General features: G+C 70.0%; 23 protein-coding genes. 12 read left to right on the plus strand and 11 right to left on the minus strand.

Going from position 1 to position 24,758, the window contains the following annotated elements; all coding sequences use genetic code 11:
* The first annotated feature begins 2 nt into the window (after window positions 1-2).
* The 4 genes from VFZ39_RS13365 to VFZ39_RS13380 are packed head-to-tail and all read left to right on the plus strand — an operon-like array spanning window position 3 to window position 4,718.
* Window positions 3-1,238, plus strand: a complete 1,236-nt coding sequence (locus VFZ39_RS13365; RefSeq protein ID WP_330866262.1) for an amino acid ABC transporter substrate-binding protein — start codon at window positions 3-5, stop codon at window positions 1,236-1,238.
* A complete protein-coding gene (locus tag VFZ39_RS13370; protein WP_330866263.1) occupies window positions 1,238-2,122 on the plus strand; it encodes a branched-chain amino acid ABC transporter permease in 885 nt (294 codons plus the stop codon). The genes VFZ39_RS13365 and VFZ39_RS13370 overlap by 1 nt, the downstream gene beginning before the upstream one ends.
* Window positions 2,119-3,939: a branched-chain amino acid ABC transporter ATP-binding protein/permease gene (locus VFZ39_RS13375; RefSeq protein ID WP_330866264.1), complete on the plus strand. Its 1,821-nt coding sequence runs from the start codon at window positions 2,119-2,121 to the stop codon at window positions 3,937-3,939. Before VFZ39_RS13370 ends, VFZ39_RS13375 begins: the two co-directional genes overlap by 4 nt.
* The gene (locus VFZ39_RS13380; RefSeq protein ID WP_330866265.1) at window positions 3,936-4,718 is read left to right on the plus strand and encodes an ABC transporter ATP-binding protein; all 783 of its coding nucleotides are present in this window, start codon (window positions 3,936-3,938) and stop codon (window positions 4,716-4,718) included. The genes VFZ39_RS13375 and VFZ39_RS13380 overlap by 4 nt, the downstream gene beginning before the upstream one ends.
* A gap of 28 nt (window positions 4,719-4,746) precedes the next feature.
* Here the strand turns inward: VFZ39_RS13380 and VFZ39_RS13385 are convergent, their stop codons facing one another.
* Together VFZ39_RS13385 and VFZ39_RS13390 are read right to left on the minus strand one after the other, a co-directional pair.
* Window positions 4,747-5,424: a DUF4184 family protein gene (locus VFZ39_RS13385; RefSeq protein WP_330866266.1), complete on the minus strand. Its 678-nt coding sequence runs from the start codon at window positions 5,422-5,424 to the stop codon at window positions 4,747-4,749.
* A gap of 40 nt (window positions 5,425-5,464) precedes the next feature.
* Entirely contained in the window at window positions 5,465-6,256 is a 792-nt protein-coding gene (locus tag VFZ39_RS13390) for an endonuclease/exonuclease/phosphatase family protein (RefSeq protein WP_330866267.1), read from the minus strand.
* A 496-nt stretch (window positions 6,257-6,752) separates the two neighbouring features.
* On the opposite strand from VFZ39_RS13390, the gene VFZ39_RS13395 reads away from it, so the two are divergent.
* Window positions 6,753-7,142 carry an AMIN-like domain-containing (lipo)protein gene (locus tag VFZ39_RS13395; RefSeq protein ID WP_330866268.1) on the plus strand — a complete coding sequence of 130 codons (390 nt, stop codon included), beginning with the start codon at window positions 6,753-6,755 and terminating at the stop codon, window positions 7,140-7,142.
* Between the two features lie 61 nt (window positions 7,143-7,203).
* Here VFZ39_RS13395 and VFZ39_RS13400 read toward each other — a convergent pair whose 3' ends face one another.
* Both VFZ39_RS13400 and pgm read right to left on the minus strand, forming a co-directional pair.
* Window positions 7,204-8,247: a serine hydrolase domain-containing protein gene (locus tag VFZ39_RS13400; RefSeq protein WP_330866269.1), complete on the minus strand. Its 1,044-nt coding sequence runs from the start codon at window positions 8,245-8,247 to the stop codon at window positions 7,204-7,206.
* Window positions 8,244-9,878, minus strand: coding sequence for a phosphoglucomutase (alpha-D-glucose-1,6-bisphosphate-dependent) (pgm, locus tag VFZ39_RS13405; RefSeq protein ID WP_330866270.1), 1,635 nt, complete (start codon window positions 9,876-9,878; stop codon window positions 8,244-8,246). Before pgm ends, VFZ39_RS13400 begins: the two co-directional genes overlap by 4 nt.
* Before the next feature lie 64 nt (window positions 9,879-9,942).
* On the opposite strand from pgm, the gene VFZ39_RS13410 reads away from it, so the two are divergent.
* From VFZ39_RS13410 to VFZ39_RS13425, 4 genes are all read left to right on the plus strand, one after another.
* Window positions 9,943-10,980 (plus strand): alpha/beta hydrolase, encoded by a 1,038-nt coding sequence (locus VFZ39_RS13410; protein WP_330866271.1) that lies wholly within the window; start codon window positions 9,943-9,945, stop codon window positions 10,978-10,980.
* Entirely contained in the window at window positions 10,977-11,726 is a 750-nt protein-coding gene (locus tag VFZ39_RS13415; RefSeq protein WP_330866272.1) for an esterase family protein, read from the plus strand. Before VFZ39_RS13410 ends, VFZ39_RS13415 begins: the two co-directional genes overlap by 4 nt.
* A 70-nt stretch (window positions 11,727-11,796) precedes the next feature.
* Window positions 11,797-13,023 carry a hypothetical protein gene (locus VFZ39_RS13420; protein WP_330866273.1) on the plus strand — a complete coding sequence of 409 codons (1,227 nt, stop codon included), beginning with the start codon at window positions 11,797-11,799 and terminating at the stop codon, window positions 13,021-13,023.
* Between the two features lie 299 nt (window positions 13,024-13,322).
* Window positions 13,323-13,781, plus strand: a complete 459-nt coding sequence (locus VFZ39_RS13425) for a hypothetical protein (protein ID WP_330866274.1) — start codon at window positions 13,323-13,325, stop codon at window positions 13,779-13,781.
* A gap of 47 nt (window positions 13,782-13,828) precedes the next feature.
* Here VFZ39_RS13425 and VFZ39_RS13430 read toward each other — a convergent pair whose 3' ends face one another.
* From VFZ39_RS13430 to VFZ39_RS13445, 4 genes are all read right to left on the minus strand, one after another.
* The gene (locus tag VFZ39_RS13430; RefSeq protein ID WP_330866275.1) at window positions 13,829-14,746 is read right to left on the minus strand and encodes a DUF6910 family protein; all 918 of its coding nucleotides are present in this window, start codon (window positions 14,744-14,746) and stop codon (window positions 13,829-13,831) included.
* Window positions 14,747-14,791: 45 nt separating this feature from the next.
* Entirely contained in the window at window positions 14,792-15,460 is a 669-nt protein-coding gene (locus VFZ39_RS13435) for a hypothetical protein (protein WP_330866276.1), read from the minus strand.
* 202 nt (window positions 15,461-15,662) lie between these two features.
* A complete protein-coding gene (locus tag VFZ39_RS13440) occupies window positions 15,663-16,121 on the minus strand; it encodes a hypothetical protein (RefSeq protein ID WP_330866277.1) in 459 nt (152 codons plus the stop codon).
* Window positions 16,122-16,311: 190 nt separating this feature from the next.
* Window positions 16,312-17,121, minus strand: a complete 810-nt coding sequence (locus VFZ39_RS13445; protein WP_330866278.1) for a maleylpyruvate isomerase family mycothiol-dependent enzyme — start codon at window positions 17,119-17,121, stop codon at window positions 16,312-16,314.
* A 60-nt stretch (window positions 17,122-17,181) separates the two neighbouring features.
* Here VFZ39_RS13445 and VFZ39_RS13450 point away from each other — a divergent pair, with 60 nt between their 5' ends.
* Entirely contained in the window at window positions 17,182-18,879 is a 1,698-nt protein-coding gene (locus VFZ39_RS13450; protein WP_330866279.1) for a DEAD/DEAH box helicase, read from the plus strand.
* Between the two features lie 3 nt (window positions 18,880-18,882).
* Here VFZ39_RS13450 and VFZ39_RS13455 read toward each other — a convergent pair whose 3' ends face one another.
* Both VFZ39_RS13455 and VFZ39_RS13460 read right to left on the minus strand, forming a co-directional pair.
* Window positions 18,883-19,731 carry an NAD(P)-dependent oxidoreductase gene (locus VFZ39_RS13455; RefSeq protein WP_330866280.1) on the minus strand — a complete coding sequence of 283 codons (849 nt, stop codon included), beginning with the start codon at window positions 19,729-19,731 and terminating at the stop codon, window positions 18,883-18,885.
* A 30-nt stretch (window positions 19,732-19,761) separates the two neighbouring features.
* Window positions 19,762-22,566: an AAA family ATPase gene (locus VFZ39_RS13460; protein WP_330866281.1), complete on the minus strand. Its 2,805-nt coding sequence runs from the start codon at window positions 22,564-22,566 to the stop codon at window positions 19,762-19,764.
* 117 nt (window positions 22,567-22,683) lie between these two features.
* Between VFZ39_RS13460 and VFZ39_RS13465 the strand changes: the two genes are divergently transcribed.
* Window positions 22,684-23,268 (plus strand): hypothetical protein, encoded by a 585-nt coding sequence (locus VFZ39_RS13465; RefSeq protein ID WP_330866282.1) that lies wholly within the window; start codon window positions 22,684-22,686, stop codon window positions 23,266-23,268.
* Window positions 23,269-23,285: 17 nt separating this feature from the next.
* Here the strand turns inward: VFZ39_RS13465 and VFZ39_RS13470 are convergent, their stop codons facing one another.
* A complete protein-coding gene (locus VFZ39_RS13470; RefSeq protein ID WP_330866283.1) occupies window positions 23,286-23,888 on the minus strand; it encodes a LysE/ArgO family amino acid transporter in 603 nt (200 codons plus the stop codon).
* A gap of 79 nt (window positions 23,889-23,967) precedes the next feature.
* Between VFZ39_RS13470 and VFZ39_RS13475 the strand changes: the two genes are divergently transcribed.
* A partial coding sequence (locus tag VFZ39_RS13475) for an ArgP/LysG family DNA-binding transcriptional regulator (protein WP_330866284.1) occupies window positions 23,968-24,758 on the plus strand: 791 nt, incomplete at its 3' end.

The following is a 24,758-nucleotide window of genomic DNA, read 5'->3' on the forward strand; positions in this document are numbered from 1 at the left end:
GCATGGCGCAGATTTCCCGACGGCGGGGCCTGGTGGCCGCGGCGCTGACTGGGGTGATGACGGTCGGCCTCGCCGCGTGCGGAGGTGACGAGGGCGGCAGCGGTGGCGAGGACGACCCGATCGTGATCGGCACGTCCCTCCCGCTGACCGGCGAGTTCTCCCAGCCCGGCCAGGCGGCCCAGCAGGGCTACGAGGTCTGGGTGGACATGGTCAACAACGACGGCGGACTGCTCGGCCGACAGGTCGAGCTCGTCGTCAAGGACGACGCCTCGAACCAGAACACGATCGTCAGCGACTACAACGCGCTCATCAGCCAGGACCAGGTCGACCTCCTTCTCGGGACCTTCTCCTCGCTGCTGAACCTGCCGGCCTCGGCCGTGGCCGAGCGCAACCAGATGGTGTACGTCGAACCGGCCGGCGGCTCGCCGGACATGTTCAACCGCGGCTTCGAGTACCTCTTCTTCGCGCAGCAGGCGACCGCCGACCTGCAGGGCAAGGTGTTCGCTGAGTGGGTGGCCCAGCTCCCCGACGGCGAGAAGCCCGAGACCGCGGCCTACCCGACTCTCGACGACCCCTTCGCGGCGCCCAACGTCGCCGGCATCCGTGGCATGCTCGAGGAGGCAGGGGTCGAGACGGTGTACGAGGAGACCTACGCCATCGACACGAAGAACTTCGACACCATCGTGAGCGCCATGAAGAACGCCGACCCCGACCTCGTGGTCCACGGCGCGCAGTTCGAGGACGGCATCGGCATGACCCGCGCGATGCTCAAGGCGGACTTCACGCCCGACATGTTCTTCCAGACCAACGCCCCGTCGTTCGGGAGCCAGTTCACCGACGGCATCGGTGAGGAGAACACCGAGGGCATCTTCTACGCCGTGAGCCACTCTCCTGACGCTGACACCCCCGGCAATGCCGAGTTCGTGGCGAAGTACGAGGAGATGTTCGGCGACGGCGAGGTGCCGGAGGACGCTGCCGACGCGTTCGCCGCGGGCGAGGTCCTGCAGGCCGCCGTGGAGGCCGTCGGCAGCATCGACGACCAGAAGGCGCTCGCCGACTGGCTCCACGAGAACGAGGTGGACACGATCCTCGGTCCTCTCTCGTGGGACGAGACCGGCGCTCCGCAGGGTGAGTTCCTGATCGGCCAGTGGCAGAACGGTGCGCCCGAGATCGTGCTCCCGGAAGAGGCCGCGACCGCTGAGGTCACCCGCGAGTGGAAGCCGGGAAGCACCGGCTGATGACCCAGCTGCTCCAGACCCTCGTCCTCGGCCTGCTGCTGGGCGGCGTCTACGCCCTGGCGGCGAGTGGGTTGACCCTGATCTTCGGGGTCATGAAGGTGATCAACATCGCGCACGGCGCGTACGTCGTCGTCGCCGCCTTCATCACCTACTGGCTGTGGGACAGCTTCGGGATCGACCCGTTGCTGGCGATCGTGATCACGACACCGATCGTGTTCGCGCTCGGCTGGGTCACCTACAAGGTGGTGGTCTCGCCGATCCGGACGGCACCGATGGCCTCCACGGTGCTCCTCACGTTCGGGCTGGCGCTCGTGCTCGAGGGCGCGATGGGCGAGATCTGGGGCAACAACTCCACCGCGATCAGGCCGTCGTACGGCGACGAGTCGTTCACCGTCGCCGGCCTTTTCCTCCCCAAGGCGCAGGTGTACGGCGGCCTGGTTGCGGTGCTCGTGCTGGTCCTGCTGTGGCTGGTGCTCATCAAGTCGTGGTTGGGCCGCGCGATCCGGGCCGCGGCCAGTAACCCGTCGTCCGCCGAGCTCGTGGGCATCAAGGTGGCCTCGGTGGCCGCCCTGGTGTTCGCGCTCGGCATCGCTGCCGCGGGTGCCGCCGGGGCGATCACCGGCGTGCTCTACCCGTTCGTGCCCGGGTCCCACTACCAGTGGATCGCCCGGTTGCTGGCGATCGTCGTGCTCGGCGGTCTCGGCAGTCTCAACGGCGCCGTGCTGGGTGCGGTGCTGTTCGGTCTCGCCGAGACCATCACCGGGGCGTACTGGTCGCCCGCCTGGGCGACCGCCGTCCCCTACGCGGTCGTCTTCGCCGTGCTGCTCGTCCGGCCACAGGGTCTGATGGGCACCCGACTCCGAGAGGACGCCGTCGCAACATGACGACCACCACCTGGGTCGGCCGGGCGCTCGCGCTGGTAGCCGTCGTGGCCGTCGTCGCGTTCCCGCTGGTGAGCGACGACCTCTACTACCAGAACATGATCATCCTCTCGCTCGTCTTCGCGGTGGGCGCGAGCGGGCTGAGCATCATCTCCGGCTACGCGGGCTACATCTCCCTCGGCCAGGGCGCCTTCATCGGTGTCGGCGGCTACACCATCGGGGTGCTGGCCACCCGGATGCCGGAGTCGAGTCCGTGGGTGTGGGTGCCGGTCGCCGGTCTCGTCACCGCCGGGGTGGCGTTGATCCTCGGCCTCGTGTCCCTCCGGTCGAGCGGTCCGGCGTTCGTGATCATCACGGTGGCTTTCCTGTTCCTGGTGCAGGTGATCGCGGTCAACTGGGCCTCGCTCACCAACGGCACCGCCGGCCTCACCCTCCCTCTGCCCGACTGGGACCCCGATCTCGGGAACCTGCCGTTCTACTACGTGCTCGTCGCGATCCTCGCCGTCCAGATGCTGATGACCTGGTGGATCCGGCGCTCCAAGCTCGGGATGGGCCTGATCGCGATCCGCGAGGACGAGAGCAAGGCCGCCACGATCGGCATCAACCTGCCGACCGAGAAGATCATCGCGTTCATGGCCAGTGCGGTCTTCGTCGGGATGGCCGGGGCCGTGTACGGCTACTACCTGACGTTCATCGACCCACGGGGTATGTTCGGGATCCTGCTCAGCGTGCAGCTCATCTTGTCGATGCTGATCGGCGGCAAGGCGACGTTGTGGGGCCCGGTGCTCGGCGCGTTCCTCATCGAGTACCTCAACGAGACCGCCAACAACGAGTGGGGCGGCGGCAACACGCGGCTCTTCATCTTCGGTGGGTTGCTGATAGCCGTGGTGATCTTCCTGCCCAAGGGCATCCTGCCGGCGATCGCGCAGCTGCTGGAGTGGCTGACGACGCGCAACAAGGCCGGCCTCGTGGGGGCCCGGATCGGGACCGGCGGCAGCCTGGCCTCCCTGACCGACCGGGTACAGCTCGTCGACCGTGACTCCCTGCCCGACCGCCCGCTGCTGGAGGTGAAGGACCTCCGGCGCCACTTCGGTGGCGTCAAGGCCGTCGACGGCGCGTCGTTCGCCGTACCCGAGGGCTCCATCACCGGCCTGATCGGACCCAACGGCTCAGGCAAGACCACGATCTTCAACCTGATCGACGACACCATCCATGCCGAGTCCGGTGAGATCTGGCTCGACGGGAAGCGGATCGACGGCAAGCCGTCGTGGACCCGGGCGCACCGCGGTCTCGGGCGGACCTTCCAGATCACGCGCCTGTTCCGCGAGATGACGGTCCTGGAGAACGTGGTCGCCGTCCAGCGCTCGTTCTCGGTGAGCGGCCTGGGCCGGATCGCTGTGAGCGGCAAGGAGGCGCGGGCCGCGGAGGAGCTCCTCGACTTCGTCGGGATGCGCGCGTTCCGCGACCAGCGGGCGCACGCCCTGTCCTACGGCCAGCAGAAGCTGGTCGAGCTGGCACAGATCCTCATGCTCGACCCCAAGCTGATCATGCTCGACGAGCCCGCCGGCGGCATCAACCCCGTCCTCATCGACCGGATGGGCGAGATGATCCGTGAGCTCAACTCCTACGGGAAGACCTTCCTCATCGTCGAGCACAACATGCCGTTCGTGCTCGGCCTGTGCGATCCCGTGCACGTGCTCGGCCGCGGTCGGATGATGGCGTCGGGTACGCCGGAGGAGATCCAACGTGACCCCGCGGTGATCGACGCCTACCTCGGCGACGACTTCCTGCTCGAGGAGAAGAAGGCGGTGGAGCGATGACCGACCGCGAGGCCCCGATGCTGCGGATGCAGGGTGTCGTCGCCGGCTACGGCGGCGGCGACGTGCTGCAGGGCGTCGACATCACGGTCCCGACCGGATCGGTGGCCTGCATCGTGGGCCCCAACGGCGCCGGGAAGTCCACCGTGCTCAAGACCGTGAGCGGTCTGCTCACCCCGCGGCTGGGCGAGGTCCACCTGCGCGGCCAGCGGATCGACCAGGACTCCGCTGCGTCGATCCTGGCGCAGGGGATCTCCCAGGTGCCGCAGTCCAACGCGCTGTTCCCGTCGATGTCGGTGCGAGAGAACGTGCTGCTCGGCGCGTACATCATCCGGCGCGACAAGGCGCTCGTGAAGCAGCGCTACGACGAGGTCGCGGCGATCTTCCCGATCGTGGCCGACCGCGCCGCCGAGAACGCCGGCAACCTGTCCGGCGGTCAGCGCCGGATGGTGGAGTTCGCCCGCTCGCTGATGCTCGACCCGGTGCTGCTGCTCGACGAGCCGTCCCTGGGCTTGGACCCCAAGGCGCTCCAGGTCCTCTACGACTCGGTGACGCTGCTCAAGAACAGCGGCAAGACGATCCTGCTGGTGGAGCAGAACGTGCGGTTCGGGATGCGGATGGCGACCCACGGCATCGTCATGGAGAGCGGGAAGGTCGTCGCCGCGCGCGACGCTGCCGCCGTCCTGTCCGACCCGGACCTCGCGCAGATGTACTTCGGCGGAACCGTCTCCGAGACCGAGATCGCCTCGGACGTCGATGCCCCGCTGCCGCCGGCACCCTGATGCGAGATCCGGCTCGGATGTCGAAGGCTCAAGGCTGGTGCCGGCGGACCGTCCGCCACGCGATCGACACGACGAGCAGCGCGATCAACGCAGCACCGACGGCAGCCTCTGCGTCCAGGAGGAGGATCGCCACGGACAGCGCTGTCAACGGAACCGGAACCAGCCAGAGCCCGCTCCGGGCTACCGCGGGCGGTCGCGGGACCAGGGGCCGTCTGCTCAGCCGGAACACACCGTAGGTCGCTACGACCACAGAGCCGGCAACCGTCGAAGAGTGCTGGAGCCAGCGGTACAAGGGGATCGGGCCGTACTCTTCACGCAGTAACCCGAGCTCGCCTACCAGGAACCCCCAGTCGTGCGTGGCGGAGTCCCACAGCACATGCGTACCCGCACCGACCGCGACGGCCAGCGGCGCCAGCAACCAGGCACGTCGAGCGAGTCGAGCCTCCGGCGGCGCACGCCGTCGCAGGAACGGCGTCAGGTCCACCACGGCGTCGCGCAGCACGGCGAACCACAACCACAGCAGGACCAGGCCGATCACGACATCGACGACGATTCCCGAGCCGCTGTGCGTCGTCTGGTAGCTCACCCCCACCGGCAGGTACACCGGTGCATCCGGCGCCACCGAGCCCACGACCAGTGCGCTCAGCGGCAAGCCGAGCCTCTGGAGCGGCAGCACCACCGCGGGGTGCGCGGGAGCCAGAGGCATCACGAAAGGCTAGCGACCGCGGCTGCCGTCACCGCTCGCCCTAAGACATCAGCCTCGCCCTGACGTACAGGAAGTCGTGATCGGTGTACGTGGCCGGCAGGACCTCCGCCGTCGCGGCGTGCAGATGAGATGCGCTGCCGTAGGCGTGCTGGACCCCCGGCGTCTGAACCCCTTCCACGTCGGTGCGCGTCCACATGCCCGCTGGCGCGCAGCTGCCGAGGTTGTTCATGTCACCGGCGGCGATCGTGGGTCCGCGCCTCGCCCGAACGGCCAGCACGTCGGTGAGCTCCGCGCACTGCCGGAGGACGGCGGTCCTGAGCTCACTCGGGGAGCTCAGGTGGGTCGTGCACACGGTGACCGACTGCGCCGTCGTGACGCACAGCCAGCGGCGCTGCTCGGGATCGATCGACTGTGCGCTGAATCGATGGTCGACGGTTGCGACGATCTGCGCCGCCGTGAGCAGCGCGTTGCCGAACACGCCCCGGCCGCTCGGGGCACGGCAGGGCAGCGGCCCTCCGCTGTAAGGGACGGTCGAGAACCGGCGGTGGTAGCCGGTCCTCTGGGCGATGCGGGCCACGTCGCGGCTGCAGACCTCATTGAGCGTCACCGCGTCGGGTCGGTGCTCACGGATGACCGTGATCGCCTCGCGGACAACCTCCGGGTACTCAACGCAGGGGGCCAGTCCCGACAGGCACAGGTTCATCTGGAGCAGTGAGAACGGCGCGCTCCCTGCCGGTGGCGGGGTGGGCGGTGCGGGGGCGTCAGTGGTCGCGGGGGAGCAGGCCACCAGAACGCCGACCAGGCAGGCGGTGAGCAGACGAAGCGGCCTCATGGGCAGCACCTCCCGGCCGCCGGCACGCGGCGTTGCGCCACAGGTCCGGTATAGCACCTAGAGGACTCCGTCAGCCCGCCGCGTCGTGGGCGCATCGAAAGCCGATGTCCCCCCGCGATGTGCCCGGGCCCGTCTGGCGTGCTGGCGCTCTCATGGCTGAGCGGTCATGCCGAGACTCGTGCGTGGGCCTGGTCAACCAGAAGTTCGGATGAGGCGTCCTACGTGGGTGACCTCGAACGGTGGCGCCGATCACGAAGGAGCGGCGTGGCGACGCGCGATGACAGTCCTGTTGAGCACGATCGCCGCCATTGCGTTCATGGCGGGTTGTGGGACCGACCGCAGCGGCGGCCCTGACAGCGCTCCAGCGACCGGCGGGACCACGAGCTCGGCCACGACCACCTCGGAGGCACCCACCAATATCGAGGCAACCGATGCCCCGGCGTTCGCTGAGGACACGAGGCGCCAGTCGGGTCCTGGGTCGCGAGGGTCGGACCTGGTGCTTGTCGACGTAGAGGTTGCCGAGGCCGAGGGCTTCGACCGGATCGTCCTGGAGTTCAGTGGCAGAGGCACTCCCGGCTGGGTCGTCAACTACGTCGACGAAGCGGTCCTCGACGGCAGCGGCGAAGTCGTCTCCCTCGGTGGAGCAGCGGTACTGGACATCTACGCGTCGGGCACCACCTGGCCCGCGCCGAACTACTACCGCGGTCCCAGTCAGTTCACCCCGGTCAACGGCGGCGACGTCACTGACGTCTACGTGGGCGGCACGTTCGAGGGCTACACACAGGTTCTCGCCGGGATCGACGACGAGCCCGTCCCCTTCCGGGTCTACGCGCTCACCGCACCCTCGCGCCTGGTCATCGACGTCGCTCGCCGGAACGCCGACTGACCAGTCGGATCGATGGAGACCCTCGCGGGGGCGCCATCCGCGAACCACGCCGACGAGGGCCTCACTCAGCCGCCAGCGCGTCCCACACGCCGTCGGCGATCGTGCTCCCGAGTCCGCGCGTGACGACTCCGACCGCGGTCCCGTCGACCAGGGACCACCAGCCGGCGCAACCCCCGATCCCGCCCATGCCGAGGTCCTCGTCGTCGACCTGGAAGCCCAGGGTCCAGGTCACCTCACGTCCGAGCACCAGATCGATGCCGCTCGCCTGCGGCGCGACGTACGCCGCGTGCAGGGCGGGTCCGAGGCGGCTCGCGACCGGCCCGTCCGGAGCGGTCAGGTCGGCGTAGAAGCGCGCCAGACCGCGGGCGCTTGCGTGCATCGCGATCGCCGGGAAGCTGCACCGGCGGAACCGCTCGGAGTTGAGGACCTCGGGGTCGTACAGGCCGCCCGGCACCGCCAACGCTCGTGCCCACCGCGGGTCCGTCGCGTAGTCGTCCGGCCACCCGTCGAGGGCGACGACGTCCGCGCACCGGCCGAGATCGCCCGGCGGGACCCGCAGGTGCAGGTCCCAACCGTGCTCCGCGGCGATCCGTGCGAACCGGTCGGCGAGGTCGTCGCCGGTCGCGCGGCGGACCAGGGCGTCGCACAGGTGCCCGTAGGTGAGTGCGTGCTCGGCGACGGCGCTGCCAGGGGTGAAGTCTGGAGGCGCGTCCGCCAGCAGAGCGGTGAGCCCGTCGAGGTCGTCGTAGGCAAGGTCGGCGGCCTCGTCGGGGAACCGCGGCAGTCCGGCGGAGTGGTGGAGCACCTGCCGCACCGTCGTGACGCCCTTGCCGTGAGCCGCGTACTCCGGCCACACCTCGGCGACCGGTTGGTCCAGCCCGAGCGCACCCGACGCGATCACGTCCAGCACGACGAGAGCGGCGAACGGCTTGGCCACCGAGTAGGCCATGACGAGCGTGTCAGGTTCCCAGGGCTCGGCGCTGTCGCGCGTGCCGGCGGCATGGTCGACGACGACCTCACCGTCGCGGATCACGCAGACCGCCGCACCCGGCTCGAGCTGCTCGGTGACGCGCGTGTCCAGGAGGTCCGCGACCGGGTGGGTCACCCGAGGGCCGCCTCGACCACGTCACGGGCCTCGGCCTGGACCTGGGCCAGGTGGTCGGGCCCGCGGAACGACTCGGCGTAGATCTTGTAGACGTCCTCGGTCCCGCTGGGACGTGCCGCGAACCAGGCGCTCTCGGTCGTCACCTTGAGGCCCCCGATCCGGGCGCCGTTGCCGGGCGCCTCGGTGAGCCGGGCGGTGATCTCCTCACCGGCCAGCTCGGTGGCCGTGACGTCGTCGGGCGACAGCGCGGCGAGCTTGGACTTCTGCGCACGGTCGGCCGGCGCATCGATCCGCGCGTACGCCGGATCGCCGTGCTCGGCCACCAGGTCGCGGTAGTGCTCGCTCGGCGTCCGGCCCGTCCGCGCGAGGATCTCCGAGGCCAGCAGCGCGAGGATGATGCCGTCCTTGTCGGTGGTCCACGCGGTGCCGTCCAAGCGCAGGAAGGACGCGCCCGCCGACTCCTCCCCACCGAAGCCGAACGACCCGTCGAGCAGCCCCGGCACGAACCACTTGAAGCCGACCGGCACCTCGACCATCGGCTTGCCGAGCGCCGACGCGACCCGGTCGATCATCGAGCTCGACACGAGGGTCTTGCCGATCCGAGCCGTCTCGGGCCACCCCGGTCTGGCGCCACCGAACAGGTAGCCGATCGCGACGGCGAGGTAGTGGTTCGGGTTCATCAGACCGCCGTCCGGTGTCACGATGCCGTGCCGGTCGGCGTCCGCGTCGTTGCCCGTGGCGACGGCGTACTCGTCCTTGCGCCCGATCAGCGACGCCATGGCGTACGGCGAGGAGCAGTCCATCCGGATCTTCTCGTCCCAGTCAAGGGTCATGAAGCGCCAGGTCGGGTCGACCCCGGGATTCACCACCGTGAGGTCGAGCCGGTGCCGCTCGGCGATCGCGGCCCAGTAGTCGACGCTGGCTCCGCCCAGCGGGTCCGCCCCGATCCTCAACCCGGCCTCACGGATCGCGTCGAGGTCGAGCACGGCGGGCAGGTCATCGACGTACGCGGCGAGGAAGTCGTACCGGCCTGCTCCCGACACGTCCGCGACCCGCTTCACGTCCGCCAGCGCGCCGCGCATCAGGTCGTTCGCACGGGCCGCGATCGCCGAGGTGGCGTCGGTGTCGGCAGGACCCGCGTGGGGAGGGTTGTACTTGAAGCCGCCGTCGCTCGGTGGGTTGTGGGAGGGCGTGACGACGATCCCGTCCGCCAGGCCGGGCCCGTTCGTGCGGCCCCCGTTCGCGCGCAGGATCGCGTGCGACACTGCAGGGGTCGGGGTGAAGCCATCGCGGCTGTCCACCAGCACGTCGACCTCGTTGGCCAGCAGCACCTCGAGCGCCGACACCCAGGCCGGCTCGGACAGGGCGTGGGTGTCGCGGCCGATGAACAGCGGCCCGTCGTAGCCCTGGTCGCGCCGGTAGTCGCAGATCGCCTGCGTGGTGGCCAGGATGTGGTGCTCGTTGAAGGACGTCTTCAGCGACGATCCGCGGTGACCACTGGTGCCGAACGCCACCTGTTGGTCGGGGTTCTCGGGGTCGGGTATCCGCTCGGCGTACGCCGCGAGCAACGACGCCACGTCGACCAGGTCGGAGGGTTCGGCGGGCTGCCCGGCTCGGCTCGACGGTGACATGCGACTCATCATGGCGCGATCACCCGAGCGCCACCACGCTGGCATGGTCACTACCCTGACCAGCGTGAGCGACGGAGCCTTCTGCACCACCGTCGTCGAGGACGACGTCGTGGTGCGCTACCCCGACCCCGCGGGAGCAGCGGAGTCGGTCCGGCTGTGGAGCGAGGTCGACCTCCCGGAGCCCACGCTCTCCAAGGTCGGCGACGGGTGGGAGCTGCGGCTCACCGACCTCCCCGTCGACCGGCTCGAGTACCTGCTCGACGTCGACGGCGACCACCGGCTCGACCCCACCAACCCGCAGACCGTCGACGGCGCGTTCGGCGAGCACTCGTGGGTCGGCCTCCGGTCGTACGCACCCCCTGCCTGGCTCGAGGAACCGCAGGTGCCCTCGGAGCAGGTGGACCTGGTCGTCGAGGACACCCCGGCCGGTGACGTCGAGGCCACGCTCTGGTCGCCGGCGGACGCCGACGCTGCCGAGCCGCTGCCGATGCTGCTGGTGCACGACGGCCCCGAGATGGCGACGTACGGCGAGCTGCTCACGTGGGCCGGCGCCGGCATCGCTGCCGGCCGGCTGCCCCGCATCCGGGTTGCGCTGCTGGCGCCGGGCCCCCGCAACGAGCGCTACTCGGCGAACCCGGCCTACGCCGCCGCCCTCACCGGCCACGTGCTGCCCGACCTGTTGGCTGCCGCCCCGAGCAACCACCGACCGGTGCTCGTCGGTCAGAGCCTCGGCGGGCTCGCCGCGCTCCACGCGGCATGGACGAGTCCGGCCACGTTCGCCGGGCTGATGCTGCAGTCCGGCTCCTTCTTCACGCCCGAGCTCGACCCGCAGGAGTCCGACTTCGAGTACTGGGACGAGGTCACCGGGTTCGTCAGGAGCGTGCTGGCGGCGAGCCAGGCCGCGCCGGAAGCGCCGGCGGTCGCGATGACCTGCGGGACCGCGGAGGAGAACCTGGCCAACAACCGGCTGGTGCGCGACCACCTGATGGCGGTCGGGATGGAGGTCTCGTGGGGGGAGGTCCGTCAGGCGCACACCTGGACGTGCTGGCGGGACGTGCTCGACCCTCATCTCACGCAGCTGGTGCGAAAGGTGTGGACATGACGGAGCGAATGACGTGGGAGCTCGACATCCCGGGCTTCGACCGCAGCGGCACGGTGATCCGCTACGGGCACTACGGCCGTCCCGTGGTCGTGTTCCCCAGCGAGCGAGGTCGCGCCTGGGACTACGAGAACAACGGCATGGTCGACGCTGTCAGGGACCTGATCGATGCCGGCCGGGTGAAGCTCTACTGCGTCGACTCGGTCGACGACGCCACCTGGTCCGACCAGAGCGCGTCGCTCGAGGAGCGGGCGCGGCGACATCGCGGCTACGAGGCGTGGATCATCGACCGCGTGGTTCCCCTGATCGACCACGACTCACCGGGTCACGGCGACCTGGCGGCGACTGGTTGCAGCCTGGGCGCCTACCACGCGCTGCAGTTGGCCCTCACCCGCGCCGACGTGTTCCCCCTGGCCCTCTGCCAGTCGGGCAGCTACGACCCGTCGGAGTGGCACGCGTGGGGGGAGCGCGGCGATGCGGCCTTCTTCACCAATCCGACCGACTACGTTCGGCACCTCGAGGGTGACCACCTCGACTGGTTGCGGAGCCGGGTGAACATCGTGCTCGTCGTCGGTGAAGGGCCGTGGGAGGTCAACCCGACCGGGTCGCTCCCCGGTGCCCGGCGGATGGCGGAGCTGCTCGCCGCCAAGCAGATACCCCACCAGCTCGACGTGTGGGGCCACGACTCGGCGCACGACTGGCCGTGGTGGCAGCTGCAGCTCGCCTACCACCTGCCACGCTTCTGTTGAACACAGCCTGTTGAACACAGCCTGTTGAGCACAGCCTGTTGACACAGCCCGTCCACCGGAGAGGACCGACATGAGCGACCACCTGATCGGACTGCTGCTCGGGGCCGAGGAGGACTGGCCGCGCGCGTTCGAGTCGATCCTGCGGCGGGTCGGGCCGCTCTCGGTGGCCGGCGACCGCCACACCGTGTCGAGCGAGCGGCTCACGATCGAGCCGTTCGACCTCACCGATCCGGTGCGCACCGACCTGGTCATCGACCGGCTGGCGTACTGGTACTACCACCCGCGCGAGTGGCTGAAGAAGGCCGCGCTGGTCAACGGGACCTACCTGCTCAACAGCCCCTTCACGTTCCAGTCCATGGAGAAGCACAGCGCCTACTGCGCGATGCTGCGACTCGGTCTGAAGGTGCCGGACACGATCCTGGTGCCGTACAAGAACCCGGTCGACAACGTCCGCTGGGCCTACACCTCGGAGAAGTACAACCGACCGTTCGACCTCGACGCGATCGCGGACCGTCTCGGATACCCGCTCTACATGAAGCCGTTCGACGGCGGCGGCTGGCGCGGCGTCTCCCGGGTCAACGACCGCGCCGACCTCCACCGGGCGTACGACGAGTCCGGCGAGATGCTGATGCACCTGCAGGCGACCGTCGACTACGACCACTTCGCGCGTGCGCTCTCGATCGGTCCCGAGACGATGGTGATGGACTTCCGACCCGACCAGCCGATGCACCAGCGGTACGCCGTCACTCACGACTTCCTCTCGCCCTCGGCGGGGCATCAGGCGGCCCAGATCAGTCGGATCGTCAACGCCTTCTTCCACTGGGAGTTCAACTCGGCGGAGATGCTCGTGACCGGCGACGACGTCTACCCGATCGACTACGCCAACGCCTGCCCCGACGTGGCCGTCACCAGCCTCCACTACTACTTCCCCTGGGCGATCACCGCACTCGTGCGCTGGTCGGTCTACTGCGTCGTCACCGGACGACGCAGCAACGTCGACCTCGAGACAGCTCGGTACTTCGAGATCGCCGACTCCGACCGCACCTACGACGAGAAGCTCGACGCGTACGCCGCGCTGGCCGACGCGCACTTCGAGACCGACCGCTACCGCGAGTGGTGCGACCAGCACCTGCCGCACCTGCCCGAGCAGGTGCACGACTGGGTGACCTCCGACGAGTTCGACCGGCTGCTGCGCGACACGGTCGCGGCAACGTACCCCGCCCACGAGCAGGAGCAGTTCCTCGCGCACTTCCGGGGCTTGCTCGGCTTGTGGGCGGAGGAGAACCAGCCTGCCTGAGTTCGTCGCTTCACTCCTGCGGCAACGTTCTGGGATCGACGCCCGACCGGGCGGTCTAGACACGCGCCGGGAATGGCTCACGTTGTGCCCGGTGTCCCTTGTGCTGGGTCGTGCGCCAGGAGTAGACCTCCAGGCAGACGACCACGAGTCTCGGGGCCGACCCGCATCAGCAAAGGAACCCACCATGCTCCGGACTCGCAGCACGATCTTCGCCGTTCTCCTCGGAGTTGCTCTGACCACGCTCTGCCCCACTCGCACCCGCGTCCGCGAAAGTCATCGAACGCGGAGAGTTCCACGATGTGTCCATCGGGACCATCCACGACTTCTGCGAGGTGCCCGGCTTCACGGTTGAGTTCGAGTTCGTCGCCGACGGCACATTCTCGGTCAAGAGCCGGGGTCGGGACCGGTTGGTGTACTACATGGAGCATGCGACCAGCTCGATGACGACCACGAACCCGGTCAACGGTCTCAGTGTCCGCGAGCGGACCCGCGTGGTCGACAAGGACCTGCACGTGACCGACAACGGTGACGGAACCCTGAGCATCGTGATCCTCGTGACCGGGCCCTCGACTCTGTACGGACCCGACGGCAAGGCCATCGCACGCAACCCGGGCCAGGTCCGCTTCGAGCTGGTGGTCGACCACGGCGGCACGCCCACCGACCCCTCCGACGACGTCGAGCTGAGCTTCACCCAGATCAAGGGCTCGACCGGGCGCTCCGACGACTACTGCACGGCCATCATCAACGCGATCCTCTGACAGCCTGCCTGCCGTCGTACGTCGGACTCGTCGGCACCGTATGAGTGTCAGTGCCGAACACGCAGCCGGGCAGCCAGTGACGGCGCGTGCGGGTCGTCGTCATCGGCGACTGCCAGCAGGACAGTCTGGTTCTCGGCGGCCTCCACCACCAGCAGGCCCTCGATCTTGACGACGCGGTCCTCCACCAGTGGTATCGGGACGAGCTCCGCGGCCGAGTGATCCTCGAGCAGCGCCAGGCCCGAGGCCACCACCGGGCCGTCGTCACGGGGGTTGGGCGTGTCCTCCGCCGCCGCACTCGCCAGGAGGCCTCCGCCGTGCAGGGTCACGACGTCGGTGACGCTCAAGCCGACGCCGGCGATGGTGCCGAGGTCGTAGGTGCGGTGCCCGGCCACGGTGAGAGCGCTGGGCTCGACCTGCCGTCGAGCGGCCGCTACGGCGGCCGGGAGGTCGAGGTCGACGCTGCCGGAGGGCTGGCCGGCGGATGGTAGTCCGCGGTGGTACCAGCGGAGCACGTCACCGACGACGCAGGCTCCCTCCATGTTGAGGTCCTCGGGCATCACAGACAGGGCATCGGCCACCGTGGAGTACAGCGGCGTCATGTCCGCGGTCACGGCTCGCGGTTCCCCTCGGTCCAGCTGGAGCAACACCCAGCGCATTCGGGCCTCGGACGAGCCTGAGCCCATGATCAGTACGGCCGTCTCGGCACCGACGTCGACCTGACAGGCTGCCTCGAAGTCGGGCTTGAGGTGCTTGGTGCCGGCAGCCTGGGAGAAGAGCTCGTGTCCCTCGACCGGTGGGAGCAGCCGGACCGGCGTTGCAGGGCCGTCTCGGAACCACGCTGCATGGGTGCTGTCGTCCTGCACCACGAGAAAGCCCTCCCGGAATGGCACCACCGCCGAGGCCGCACGCACGGGTGCGCCGTCGGTGAAGCGGAGCCGCTCGACACCCAGCAGTTCGACGTCCACGACTGCCAGCCTGTCCGAAGGTCTCGGAGGTGTCACCTGCGCGGGTCAGTGCTGGTCGTCGTTCTGACGGAGCTCGTCCTGCTTGCGGCGTCTTCGGATCTCCCCGCGTGCGATCACGAACGCCAACAGCACCGGGAAGACGAACTTCAGGACGTCCAGCACCTGCTGCAGCCAGCCCGGGAGCGACCAGTCCGGCAATGACCAGTCGGGCAGCGGGATGTCCGGCCACGGGATCGACGGCAGGTCGGGCAGGTCGGGCCAGGGGATGTCGGGCAGGTCGATCGAGAACGCGAACCGTGCGAGCAGCCACGCGATGACGAGTGGTACGACGATGCCGGCCGTGCCGCCCAGCGTCGCGCGCGAGGTGTGGAGTCGCGGGTGCTCGCGGATCCACTGCTCACGCGTGGCCGCGGGCGAGCCGGGCGCCGGCACCAGGTCGACCCCGCCGACGCCGAGCTCTGCCTGCGCCGTCGCGCTCACGCCGTCGTCCGCGGTGTGCAGCGTGGCCCGCTTGCCGCGGCCGAGGAGCGTGAACCTGACGTCGAGGGCGTGCCGGCCGTGGGTGAGCCGGACCTTCTCGTCAGAGGTCTTCTTCTCCGCGACCAGCTCGTCGTCGATCCGCCACTCGAGCCGGCGCGACAGACCCGCGTCGCGCGCCGTCAGGGTGTGACGCCGCCCGTCGCGGCTCAGCTCCCACACCTGGATCTTGGCCATGCCGCGACGCTACGGCGCCTCATCGGCCTGGCACATCAGACGCAGGTCGGCCACCTGGCCCGACTTTGGTCAGGGATGCGATGGAGCCTGCCAAGGCTTCGCGGTCCTCCGTCCGCCCCGGCTCGTGGCTGCGCATCACGCACGCCGCACCGCCGCCGCTGGGTGACTGAGTAGTCGAAGCGTTCGCGCAGGTGACAGACGGCTACCGCGTCGCCGTCCCGGTGAGCGTCTCGCGAGCGGGCGCTTCGGGGTCGGGGTCGTACACAGTCTCCATCTCCCCACCCCCGCTCAGCCCCTCGAATGCGCCGGTTCCGCTGACGATGATCCACGAGCCGGTCTGGGTCGAGCTCTGCGACAGCTCCGGCGACAGGTCCAGTCGGACCTTGCCGTCCGGACAGGTGATGGTACGGGCGATGAGGAGCACTTCCGGATCGGGGCTTCCGTGCGTGTCCCGGATGGTTCCCCCGACGCAGAACGGCGAGTCGCCGAGGGTTGAACCCTCCACGATCTCACCGGTGGCGATCGGCTCCGCTCCTGCCGTGGGGGCGATGGTCACGCTCGTACGGATCACGAGCTGCTCGGACTCTCCGTTCGTCTCCGAGGCGTCGTCCTCGCCTCCACCGCACGCCCCGACGAGAAGCACACCTACGATGAATGGCACAACCGCTCGGTGCATGAGCTCCCCCTCGATCCCCGCCGAGCCCGAGCGCGACAGGACCATTGTGTGTTCGGAGCGGAAACGTCGGCAAGAGCTGCGTCCCGGCCTGTCGAACATGAGCTGAGGAACACCCCCAGATCGCCCAGAGTCGCAGTCTGGCCGGGCGGGTCGTCCTAGCGCCAGCGTCGAGCGCTCACGGAGTGACGGCGAGTCCGGCGAGGACCCGCTCGCCGAGGTCGGTGTCGCCGGTCAGCGAGACCGCACCTGGCTCGGCGGGACGGCGGCCGCCCGACAGCAGGATGAACGTCTCGCGGCCCAGCGTGAGCCGCACCGTGGGGTCCTTCGGCGCTTCTTGCATGACCTCGCCTCGCCCGTCCGTGTTGACCACGACCACCTTCGGGGCGTGCCCCTCGATCTCGAGTACCGCGGTGGTGCCAGGACCGGCGCCTGCCCGCTTGACCAGCACGTACCCCAGGCTCTCGGCGAGGTAGTCGGCGGTGTGGACCGCCGCCGGGCCGTCGAGATTGCCGGGTCGGCCGATCGCGCGCCGTACGTCCTGCTCGTGCATCCACAGGTCGAGGGGCCGGTTGCGGAGCAGCCGTTCGGTGGTCCACCCGATCAGCCCGAAAACGCCGAGAGCGGGAGCGGCGGCGTCCTCCCGCGGCTCGGCCAGCAGCGCTGTGCGGCGGGCGGTCGCCGAGGTGCGGATCTCGGTGATCAGCTCGTCGGGCGAGCGGTCGCGACGAGCGACGACGCCCTGCTCGGTGAACTGGCCGAACATGCCGGTGACGTGGGCCGGTTCGCCGATCTCGACCTCGTCGTGCGGTGCACCCGCGAGCAGTGACTCGAGGTGGGCGGTGTGCGCGGCGATCGCGTGGACGTCCCAACCCGCGAGATCGGTGGGCGCCGACCACTGCTGCGGCTCGACGGTCTCCAAGAGGGTCGAGAAGTCGTCGACTGCCTGCCACCAGAGCTCGACGAGCCGGACGAGGGAGTCAGCCATGGTGGGAGCGTACGGGTCCGACGAATGCAGGTCAGGCCCGCCAACCCCTACCGTGGAGCGATGAGCACCGAAACCTCGGAGCCCGCAGCCGTCACGTTCTCCGACCTCGGACTGGGCGACGCGGTCCTGAAGTCGCTGCGCGAGGTCGGCTACGAGAGCCCCTCGACGATCCAAGCCCGGACCATCCCGCCGCTGCTGGCCGGCAACGACCTGGTCGGCCTCGCCCAGACCGGCACCGGCAAGACCGCGGCGTTCGCGCTGCCGATCCTGGAGCGGCTCGACGTGAGCCAGAAGGCACCCCAGGCGCTGGTGCTGGCCCCGACCCGTGAGCTGGCGCTGCAGGTGTGCGAGGCGTTCGAGCGCTACGCCGCGCACCTCCGGGGCGTCCACGTGCTGCCGGTGTACGGCGGCCAGGGGTACGGCGTGCAGCTCTCGGCCCTGCGTCGCGGCGTGCACATCGTGGTCGGCACGCCCGGTCGCATCATGGACCACCTCGACAAGGGCACGCTCGATCTCAGTGAGCTGCGCTTCCTCGTGCTCGACGAGGCCGACGAGATGCTGAACATGGGCTTCGCCGACGACGTCGAGCGGATCCTCGCTGACACGCCGTCGACCAAGCAGGTGGCGCTGTTCTCCGCGACCATGCCGAAGACGATCCGACGGCTCGCGGCGCAGTACCTCAGCGACCCGGTCGAGATCACCGTCAAGGGCAAGACCGCGACGTCGGCGAACACCACCCAGCGCTACCTGATCGTCGGGTATCCGCAGAAGGTGGACGCGCTGACGCGGATCCTCGAGGTCGAGAACTTCGAGGGGATGATCGTCTTCGTCCGCACCAAGAACGAGACCGAGACGCTTGCCGAGAAGCTGCGGGCCCGCGGCTTCTCCGCGCAGGCCATCAACGGCGACGTGCCCCAGCAGGTGCGTGAGCGCACCGTGAACCAGCTGCGGACCGGGAAGCTCGACATCCTCGTCGCCACCGACGTCGCCGCGCGAGGCCTTGACGTCGACCGGATCAGCCACGTCGTCAACTACGACATCCCGACCGACACCGAGTCCTACGTCCACCGGATCGGCCGTACCGGCCGCGCCGGCCGCGCGGGTGATGCGATCTCGTTCGTCACCCCCCGCGAGCGTTACCTCCTCAAGCACATCGAGAAGGCGACCCGGCAGCCCCTGACGGAGATGCAGCTCCCGACCGTCGACGACGTCAACGTCACTCGGCTCGCGCGCTTCGACGACCAGATCACCGCGGCGCTCGGCTCGGCCCAGGTCGGATTCTTCCGGGACGTCGTGAGCCACTACGTGCGAGAGCACGACGTCCCCGAGGTCGACGTGGCCGCGGCGTTGGCCGTCGTCCTCCAGGGCGACACCCCGTTGCTGCTCGAGGAGGAGCCGGCGCGTCCGATGCGCGACCGGCCCGCCAAGGGTCGCAAGGACCGGCCGGCCGGCGGTGGCCGGACCAGTCGCGGCCCGGGCGGTCCGATGGCGACGTACCGGATCGCGGTCGGCAAGCGGCAGAAGGTCGAGCCCCGTCAGATCGTCGGAGCGATCGCCAACGAGGGCGGGCTCAGTCGCGGGGACTTCGGCGCCATCGTGATCCGCCCCGACCACTCGCTGGTCGAGCTGCCGGCATCCCTGTCCGAGGAGTCGTGGGCCGCGCTGCGCCAGACCCGGATCAGCGGAAAGCTGATCGAGCTCACGCGTGACCAGGGTCCGCCGCCCCGGCGCTCCGGACCCCCGGGTCGCAAGGGCTGAGCGTCAGCGCAACCTCCGCAGCACGTCCTCGAGCTCCCTCAGCGCGGCGGCGTCCTCGGGAGTGAGGGACCCCAGCTCGGTGGCTGCCAACCGCCGGTAGACGGCCGCCATGCCCGCGAACAGCTCGGCCGAGGCACCGGCCGCGCCCTGCGTGGACGAGATCTCCTCCATCTCCCCGACGAACCGGTGGGCCTTGCTGGCTGACATCGCGATCCGTCGGGCGGCGCGGGCGACCTCGTCGGGGTGCTCCTCGCGCAGGTCGTCGAGCACCACGTCGAGAACTCCAAGCGCGTACGCCGTCTGCAGCGCCTGGGCCCACACAGCGGTCGTGCCCTTGTAGACGGACGCGGTGCACATCTTGACGGCCGAGGCGGTGCCGGCCCGCTCGCCGACGACGCGCGTGCGCAGGCCGTCGGCCGGCAGGTCCGCGAGGAGTGCAGCCTCGGAGCCGCTGAGGTAGAGCATGGTGTCCCCGCCGGGTGACGGGGGCCCACCGCTGATCGAGCCGTCGACCAGGGTGAACCCCGCCGCCGCCGTCCGGCTCTCGAGGGCGGACACGGTGTCGGGGGAGACGGCGTTCACGTCGGCGATCACCGGACGGTGGTCTCCCGCCGCCGCGAGCACGTCGGCCAGCACGTCGGCTGCGGCGTCCGGCGGGCACACGCTCACGACGACATCGGCCTCCCGGACCACGTCGGCGAGTGACGGCAGCAACGACAGCCCGTTGGCGAGTCCACGGGTCCGCTCCGAACGGCCTGCGACGGTGGCAACGACCCGCGCCCCGCCGGCCGTCCAGGCTCGACCCAGGGCGCTCCCCATCGCGCCGGGCGAGACGATCCCGATCGTGGTCACGACGCCAACCTAGTGGCGAGGGTGGCCGGCCTAGCTCTCGGCGGCCTCGAGCGTCGCAGCGAGATCTGCGTCTGCTCGGGCGGCAAGCTCTGCGCGGTTGCGGGTGTTGGTCTTGGCGAGTGCGTTCGAGACATGGCGTTCGACGGTCTTGCGGGAGATGAACAGCGCTTCTGCGATCTCGGGGTTGCTGGCACCGGCACGGATCATCTGCACCACTGATCGTTCGCGATCGGTCAGCTGGTCATCGCTCTCGGCCGCTCGACGGCTCGGACGCCAGGTTCGTATCCCGGATGCGCGGAGCAGCTGCAGGGCGCGCTGCCGCTCAGCAGTCGCGTGCTTGTCGTGGGCGCTCTCGGCCGCACGCCGGAGGACGGGTACGGCAGCGGCGTTGTCGGTACGGCTCAGGAGCTGCCCGAGGTCGAGGTCCGCCCAGATGCTCTCGAGACCGGCGCTCATCGACTGGGCAAGGGTGCCGACCTGCGCCATGAGCGCGGCTGCCGCGTCAGCATCCTCGGACCCGAGGATCAGCGCCCGCGCCCGATCGCGCCAGAGCCGGCTCTGCCCGTTTGCGGAGACGTGGGTCGCGTCCCAGCGGCCGAGTGCATCGGCTGCCGCCTCGAGGTGCCCGATGCGTGCGAGGGCCTCGGCCATCCGGAGCTCGACCTCGGCGAGGCATCGGTTGCAGCCGGCATCCTCGGCGTCCTCACGTGCGGCGACCACGCCGGCCACGACGTCGTCGTCACCCGAGGGATGGGCCAGCCGAGCCGACCACTGTGCGTGGGCGAGCCGAATGTGGAGCCGGGGGTGTGGGTGGGGTTCGGCGTCGATCAGGTCGACGAGTCGATCGCGGCCGGCCGACCACCCGTGCAACGAGACGTCGATCTCGGGCCCGAGGGCGTCCACCCATGCCGCCGACAGCCAGCTGGGTACGACGACAGGAGCTCGGTCCGCCACGGCCGACAGCTCCTCGGCGGCGGCGCGAGCATCCTTCAGCCGACCCAGCGAGTACAAGGTGACTGCCAGGATGAACCCTGACTCGAAGGCGACGGCCGGCAGCGGCTCGCGCACCGCGGCCAGCCGCACGGCACGGGCCTTGGTCTCGGCCTCGGGGTACTGCCCGAGCAGCCGATGAGCGACCGCGGCATGCAGGGCGCCGCGCAACCGATCCTCGGTGGTGTGCGCTGATGTAGCGATCCGTTCGGCCGTGGTCAGCATCAGGTCGGTCTGCTCGGTGCGCAGGGCGTAGTAGTACTCCGCGCGGAGAGCGCACACCAGTGCGGCCCGTTCGTCCGCACTCAGCGCTTCCTCCCCGCCGCGGAGGGTGATCAGGGTGCGGGTCATCCGGGCTGCCCGTTGCATGGGCACTCGAGACTCGGCTCCGCTGTTCGCGGCGATCTCGGATGCGTGCGCCTCCCACTCGATCCGCGCGGCAAGGTCGAGATCGGCCGGCGCTGAGTTGCCCAGCAGGGCTCGAGCATGGTCGGGATCGCCGCTGGCGAGCGCACACTGAGACGCCCGTAGCCGCGCCATTGCGCGTTCCGGCGAGGTCGGCGATTCCACCATGAGCGCCGTCCAGGACTGCAGGGCAAGGGCGGGATGGCCGATCTCGGATGCGAGCCGCGCCACCTCTCTCAGCAGGCTCCGCGCATCGTCGGCGTCGGGCGCAGCCCGGGCGATCTGCGCGCATTCCTCGAGGTCCTCCGGTCCCAGAAGCCGTCGATGCGGTGACCGCAACAGCCGTCCGGCTACGTCGGCGCCGGACGCTCCTGACGCCAGGCGGTGCACCAGCACCCGTCGCAGCCGCACGGTGTCGTCCCCGGCATCCGCGTCGAGATAGGAGGCCACCGCGGCGTGCAGACCACTGAGGAGCTCGAAGGACGTGCTGGACAAAACCGCGTCCGCAAACGCGTCGTGAGCCAGCCGCGCTGTTCCCCCGGACGCGATCACCAGCCCGAGGTCCACCACCGCACGGCTCGCGGCGGCACACCTATCGGTCGTCCAGCCGAGCAGCTGCGCGATGGTCTCGGTGTCGGCCGGCGACGCCCAGAGTGCGAGCACGGCCGTGTACCGCAGCGCATCGGGCGGCAGCTGGGCCAGTCGTGCCTGGACCAGTCGCGGGATCTCCAGCTGCGAGTTCTCGGCGCGTGCGAGCTCGGTCAGCCAGAACGGGACGCCGCCGGCGCGTGCCACCAGCGCTGCCGTCGCCTCCTCGTCCAGGCCGGGGCGCAACGAGGAAACCAGCCGAACGGCGTCGTCGTGCGCGAGCGGTCCGAGCTCGAGATCGCACATCCGCCCGGGATCGTCGAGGAGGCGTCGTGCCGTCAGGCCGAACCTGTTCATCACCGACCCCGGTCGTGACGCCACCACCAGGCTGAGCGGACGCCCGGCGGCCTCGGCGTCCCGAAGCAGGTAGTGGATGAGCGCCAGACTGAGTCGATCCAGCCACTGCAGGTCGTCGACGAGCACGGCGACCGGACCCGCGTCCGCAACGCTTCGTCGGGTCGCCTCCAGGACCTGCACCGGCTCGAGCTGTCGAACCGGCTCCTCCAGGAGCGCCGACAGCGTGGAGCGCTCCCCCTCGATGTCGCCGAGTGATCGCAGCATCGGGGCCACGCCGGCAAAGGGAAGCGATCGCTCCCATTCGCATCCGTCGACGGTGAACACCTGGGGAGAGCTCACCGACGACGCCACCGCTGCCAGGAGCCGGGACTTCCCGACCCCCATCTCTCCACGGACCAGTCCGACGGCGAGCCGCGACGTCGCATGGCTGCGAGTGATCAGGTCACCGAGCCGGGCGAGCTCTGTGTCCCGCCCGACGAGCGGATGCGCGGACACGTTTTCACGATACGCCTGCCCGCCGGGATGAGGGAGTTCACCGATGCTCGCCGACGTCGCCCCCACCTACGTTCGACGGGCCTGACAAGCCGAGAACCAACCAAGGAGATGGGAACCATGTACAGCAAACACCTCGTCCTCGCGACCCTGCCGCTCGTAGCCGTCGCGCTGGTCGCCGGTGACGCCACCGCGACCCCCAAGCCGCCCGCGGGCTTCTCCACGCCGGCTGAGACCCCCCTGCCCGCTGATGCCGCTGCGGCGGTGGAGCTCGCTGCGCCGGCTGAGTTCGCAACTCCGTCGGAGTTCGCGCCGAACCGCTCCCGGGGAGGAACATCCCTACGATTCCTCGACGTCCGGGACAAGGTCTTCGAGCTCGACGTCGGCGACCCGGGCGCCAGTCCGGGTGACGTCCTGTCGTTCAACAACCGTCTACGCACGCGGGACGACTCCGCGGATGCCGGGAGGTTCGCCAGCAGCTGTACCCGGTTGCCCGGTGGGCTGTATCAGTGCCAGGGCACGCTGCTGCTCGTCCGCTCGACGATCGAGCTCGCCACCACAACCGACTTCACGGAGCCGATCATTGCATCAGTGACCGGTGGCACCGGTGCGCACGAAGGGGCGACCGGCCAGGTCCGCATCGCGCCCACGGACAACCCGGACCGGTCCCGCCTGCAGGTCCATCTCGTTCGCGGAACGGAATGACCACGGCTCGACTGCCCTCACCCCGTTGCCAACGTCACCGCGATGACCAGCATGGTCAGCCCGATCAGGACGTCGAGCACCTGCCACGCGCGGGGGCTCGTGAGCAGTCCGGACGCGCGGCGGGCGCCGTACCCGAGTCCGACGAACCACAGCAGGCTGGCGGTGGTGGCGCCCGCCGCGAACCACCACCGCCCGGTCTCCCCGTGCTGCTGGGCCAGCGACCCGAGCAGCAGCACCGTGTCGAGGTAGACGTGCGGGTTCAGCCAGGTCAGGGCCAGCGCCGTCAGGAGCGCGATACGACGGGAGCCGGCGCCACGGTCGGCGGCCCGCAGCACGTCCGCCCGTCGCGCCCGCAGCAGCGACGCCACGCCGTACCAGGTCAGGAACGCCACCCCGAGCCAGCGCACCACCGTGATCGCCTCGGGGGCGCGCTCGACCACCGTCCCGATCCCGGCGACCCCTGCGATGATCAGGAGCAGGTCGGAGACGGCGCACACCGCCACGACCACCCCGACGTGCTGTCGCAGCAGGCCTTGCCGCAGCACGAACGCGTTCTGGGCCCCGATCGCGATGATCAGGGTCAGGCCGGTGACCAGCCCGGTCGTCGCGTCGAGGAGCACGCCCCCACCGTAGGGACGCGGCTGGCATCACGGAAGCGAAAGAATCTTTAGAAGATGTAGCAGACCTTAAGATCGGAACATGGAGCTCCCGTCCGCGCAGCTGGCGACGCTGCTCGCGATCGCCGACCACGGCACGTTCGACGCCGCCGCCCGGGCCCAGCGGCTGACGCCGTCGGCCGTCAGCCAGCGGATCCGCGCGCTCGAGGCAGCGGTGGGGCAGGTCCTCGTGCAGCGCACCACACCGTGTCGAGCGACCGCCGCGGGCGAGGTCCTGCTCCGGCTGGCTCGGCAGCACCAGCTGCTCGCGGCCGAAGCCGATCGTGCCCTGGGACGAGCGGGTCTCGCCGAGCTGACGCTCGCGGTGAACGCCGACTCGCTGGCGACGTGGTTCCGGCCGGTGATGACAGAGGTCGCTGGGTGGGACGACGCCGCGCTGCGACTCCACGTCGAGGACCAGGCCTTCTCGGCCGACCTGCTGCGACGTGGCGAGGCGCTGGCCGCGATCACGTCCGACCCGGCGCCGGTGCAGGGCTGTCGCGTCACTTCACTCGGGTCGATGCGCTACCGGCCGGCCGCGACGCCGAGCGTCGCGGAGCGCTGGCGGAAGGGGCGCGGTCAGGACTGGGAGCGGATGCCGGTCGTCGTCCTCAACGAGAAGGACGACCTGCAGCACACGCTGCTGGAACGCCGAGGCGTCCCGGAACCTGCTGTGTGGCATCGCGTCCCGACCTCGGGCGACTTCGCGGCGGCGGTCAGCCTCGGGCTGGGCTGGGGACTGCTTCCCGACGCGCAGCTCGACCCGTGGCTCGCCGACGGTTCCCTCGTGCTGCTGGGCCGCGACGTGGTCGACGTACCCCTGCACTGGATGCG

Source organism: Nocardioides sp., from assembly GCF_036374615.1.
Classification (GTDB): Bacteria; Actinomycetota; Actinomycetes; order Propionibacteriales; family Nocardioidaceae; genus Nocardioides.

Excerpts from the sequence above, each read along its gene's own strand:
- VFZ39_RS13370 (WP_330866263.1), top strand. The coding sequence starts at position 1,238 with ATGACCCAGCTGCTCCAGACCCTCGTCCTCGGCCTGCTGCTGGGCGGC.
- VFZ39_RS13445 (WP_330866278.1), bottom strand. The coding sequence starts at position 17,121 with ATGGCTGACTCCCTCGTCCGGCTCGTCGAGCTCTGGTGGCAGGCAGTC.
- VFZ39_RS13465 (WP_330866282.1), top strand. The coding sequence starts at position 22,684 with ATGTACAGCAAACACCTCGTCCTCGCGACCCTGCCGCTCGTAGCCGTC.
- VFZ39_RS13390 (WP_330866267.1), bottom strand. The coding sequence starts at position 6,256 with ATGAGGCCGCTTCGTCTGCTCACCGCCTGCCTGGTCGGCGTTCTGGTG.
- pgm (WP_330866270.1), bottom strand. The coding sequence starts at position 9,878 with ATGTCACCGTCGAGCCGAGCCGGGCAGCCCGCCGAACCCTCCGACCTG.
- VFZ39_RS13385 (WP_330866266.1), bottom strand. The coding sequence starts at position 5,424 with ATGCCTCTGGCTCCCGCGCACCCCGCGGTGGTGCTGCCGCTCCAGAGG.
- VFZ39_RS13435 (WP_330866276.1), bottom strand. The coding sequence starts at position 15,460 with ATGGCCAAGATCCAGGTGTGGGAGCTGAGCCGCGACGGGCGGCGTCAC.
- VFZ39_RS13420 (WP_330866273.1), top strand. The coding sequence starts at position 11,797 with ATGAGCGACCACCTGATCGGACTGCTGCTCGGGGCCGAGGAGGACTGG.
- VFZ39_RS13365 (WP_330866262.1), top strand. The coding sequence starts at position 3 with ATGGCGCAGATTTCCCGACGGCGGGGCCTGGTGGCCGCGGCGCTGACT.
- VFZ39_RS13450 (WP_330866279.1), top strand. The coding sequence starts at position 17,182 with ATGAGCACCGAAACCTCGGAGCCCGCAGCCGTCACGTTCTCCGACCTC.
- VFZ39_RS13380 (WP_330866265.1), top strand. The coding sequence starts at position 3,936 with ATGACCGACCGCGAGGCCCCGATGCTGCGGATGCAGGGTGTCGTCGCC.
- VFZ39_RS13415 (WP_330866272.1), top strand. The coding sequence starts at position 10,977 with ATGACGGAGCGAATGACGTGGGAGCTCGACATCCCGGGCTTCGACCGC.
- VFZ39_RS13375 (WP_330866264.1), top strand. The coding sequence starts at position 2,119 with ATGACGACCACCACCTGGGTCGGCCGGGCGCTCGCGCTGGTAGCCGTC.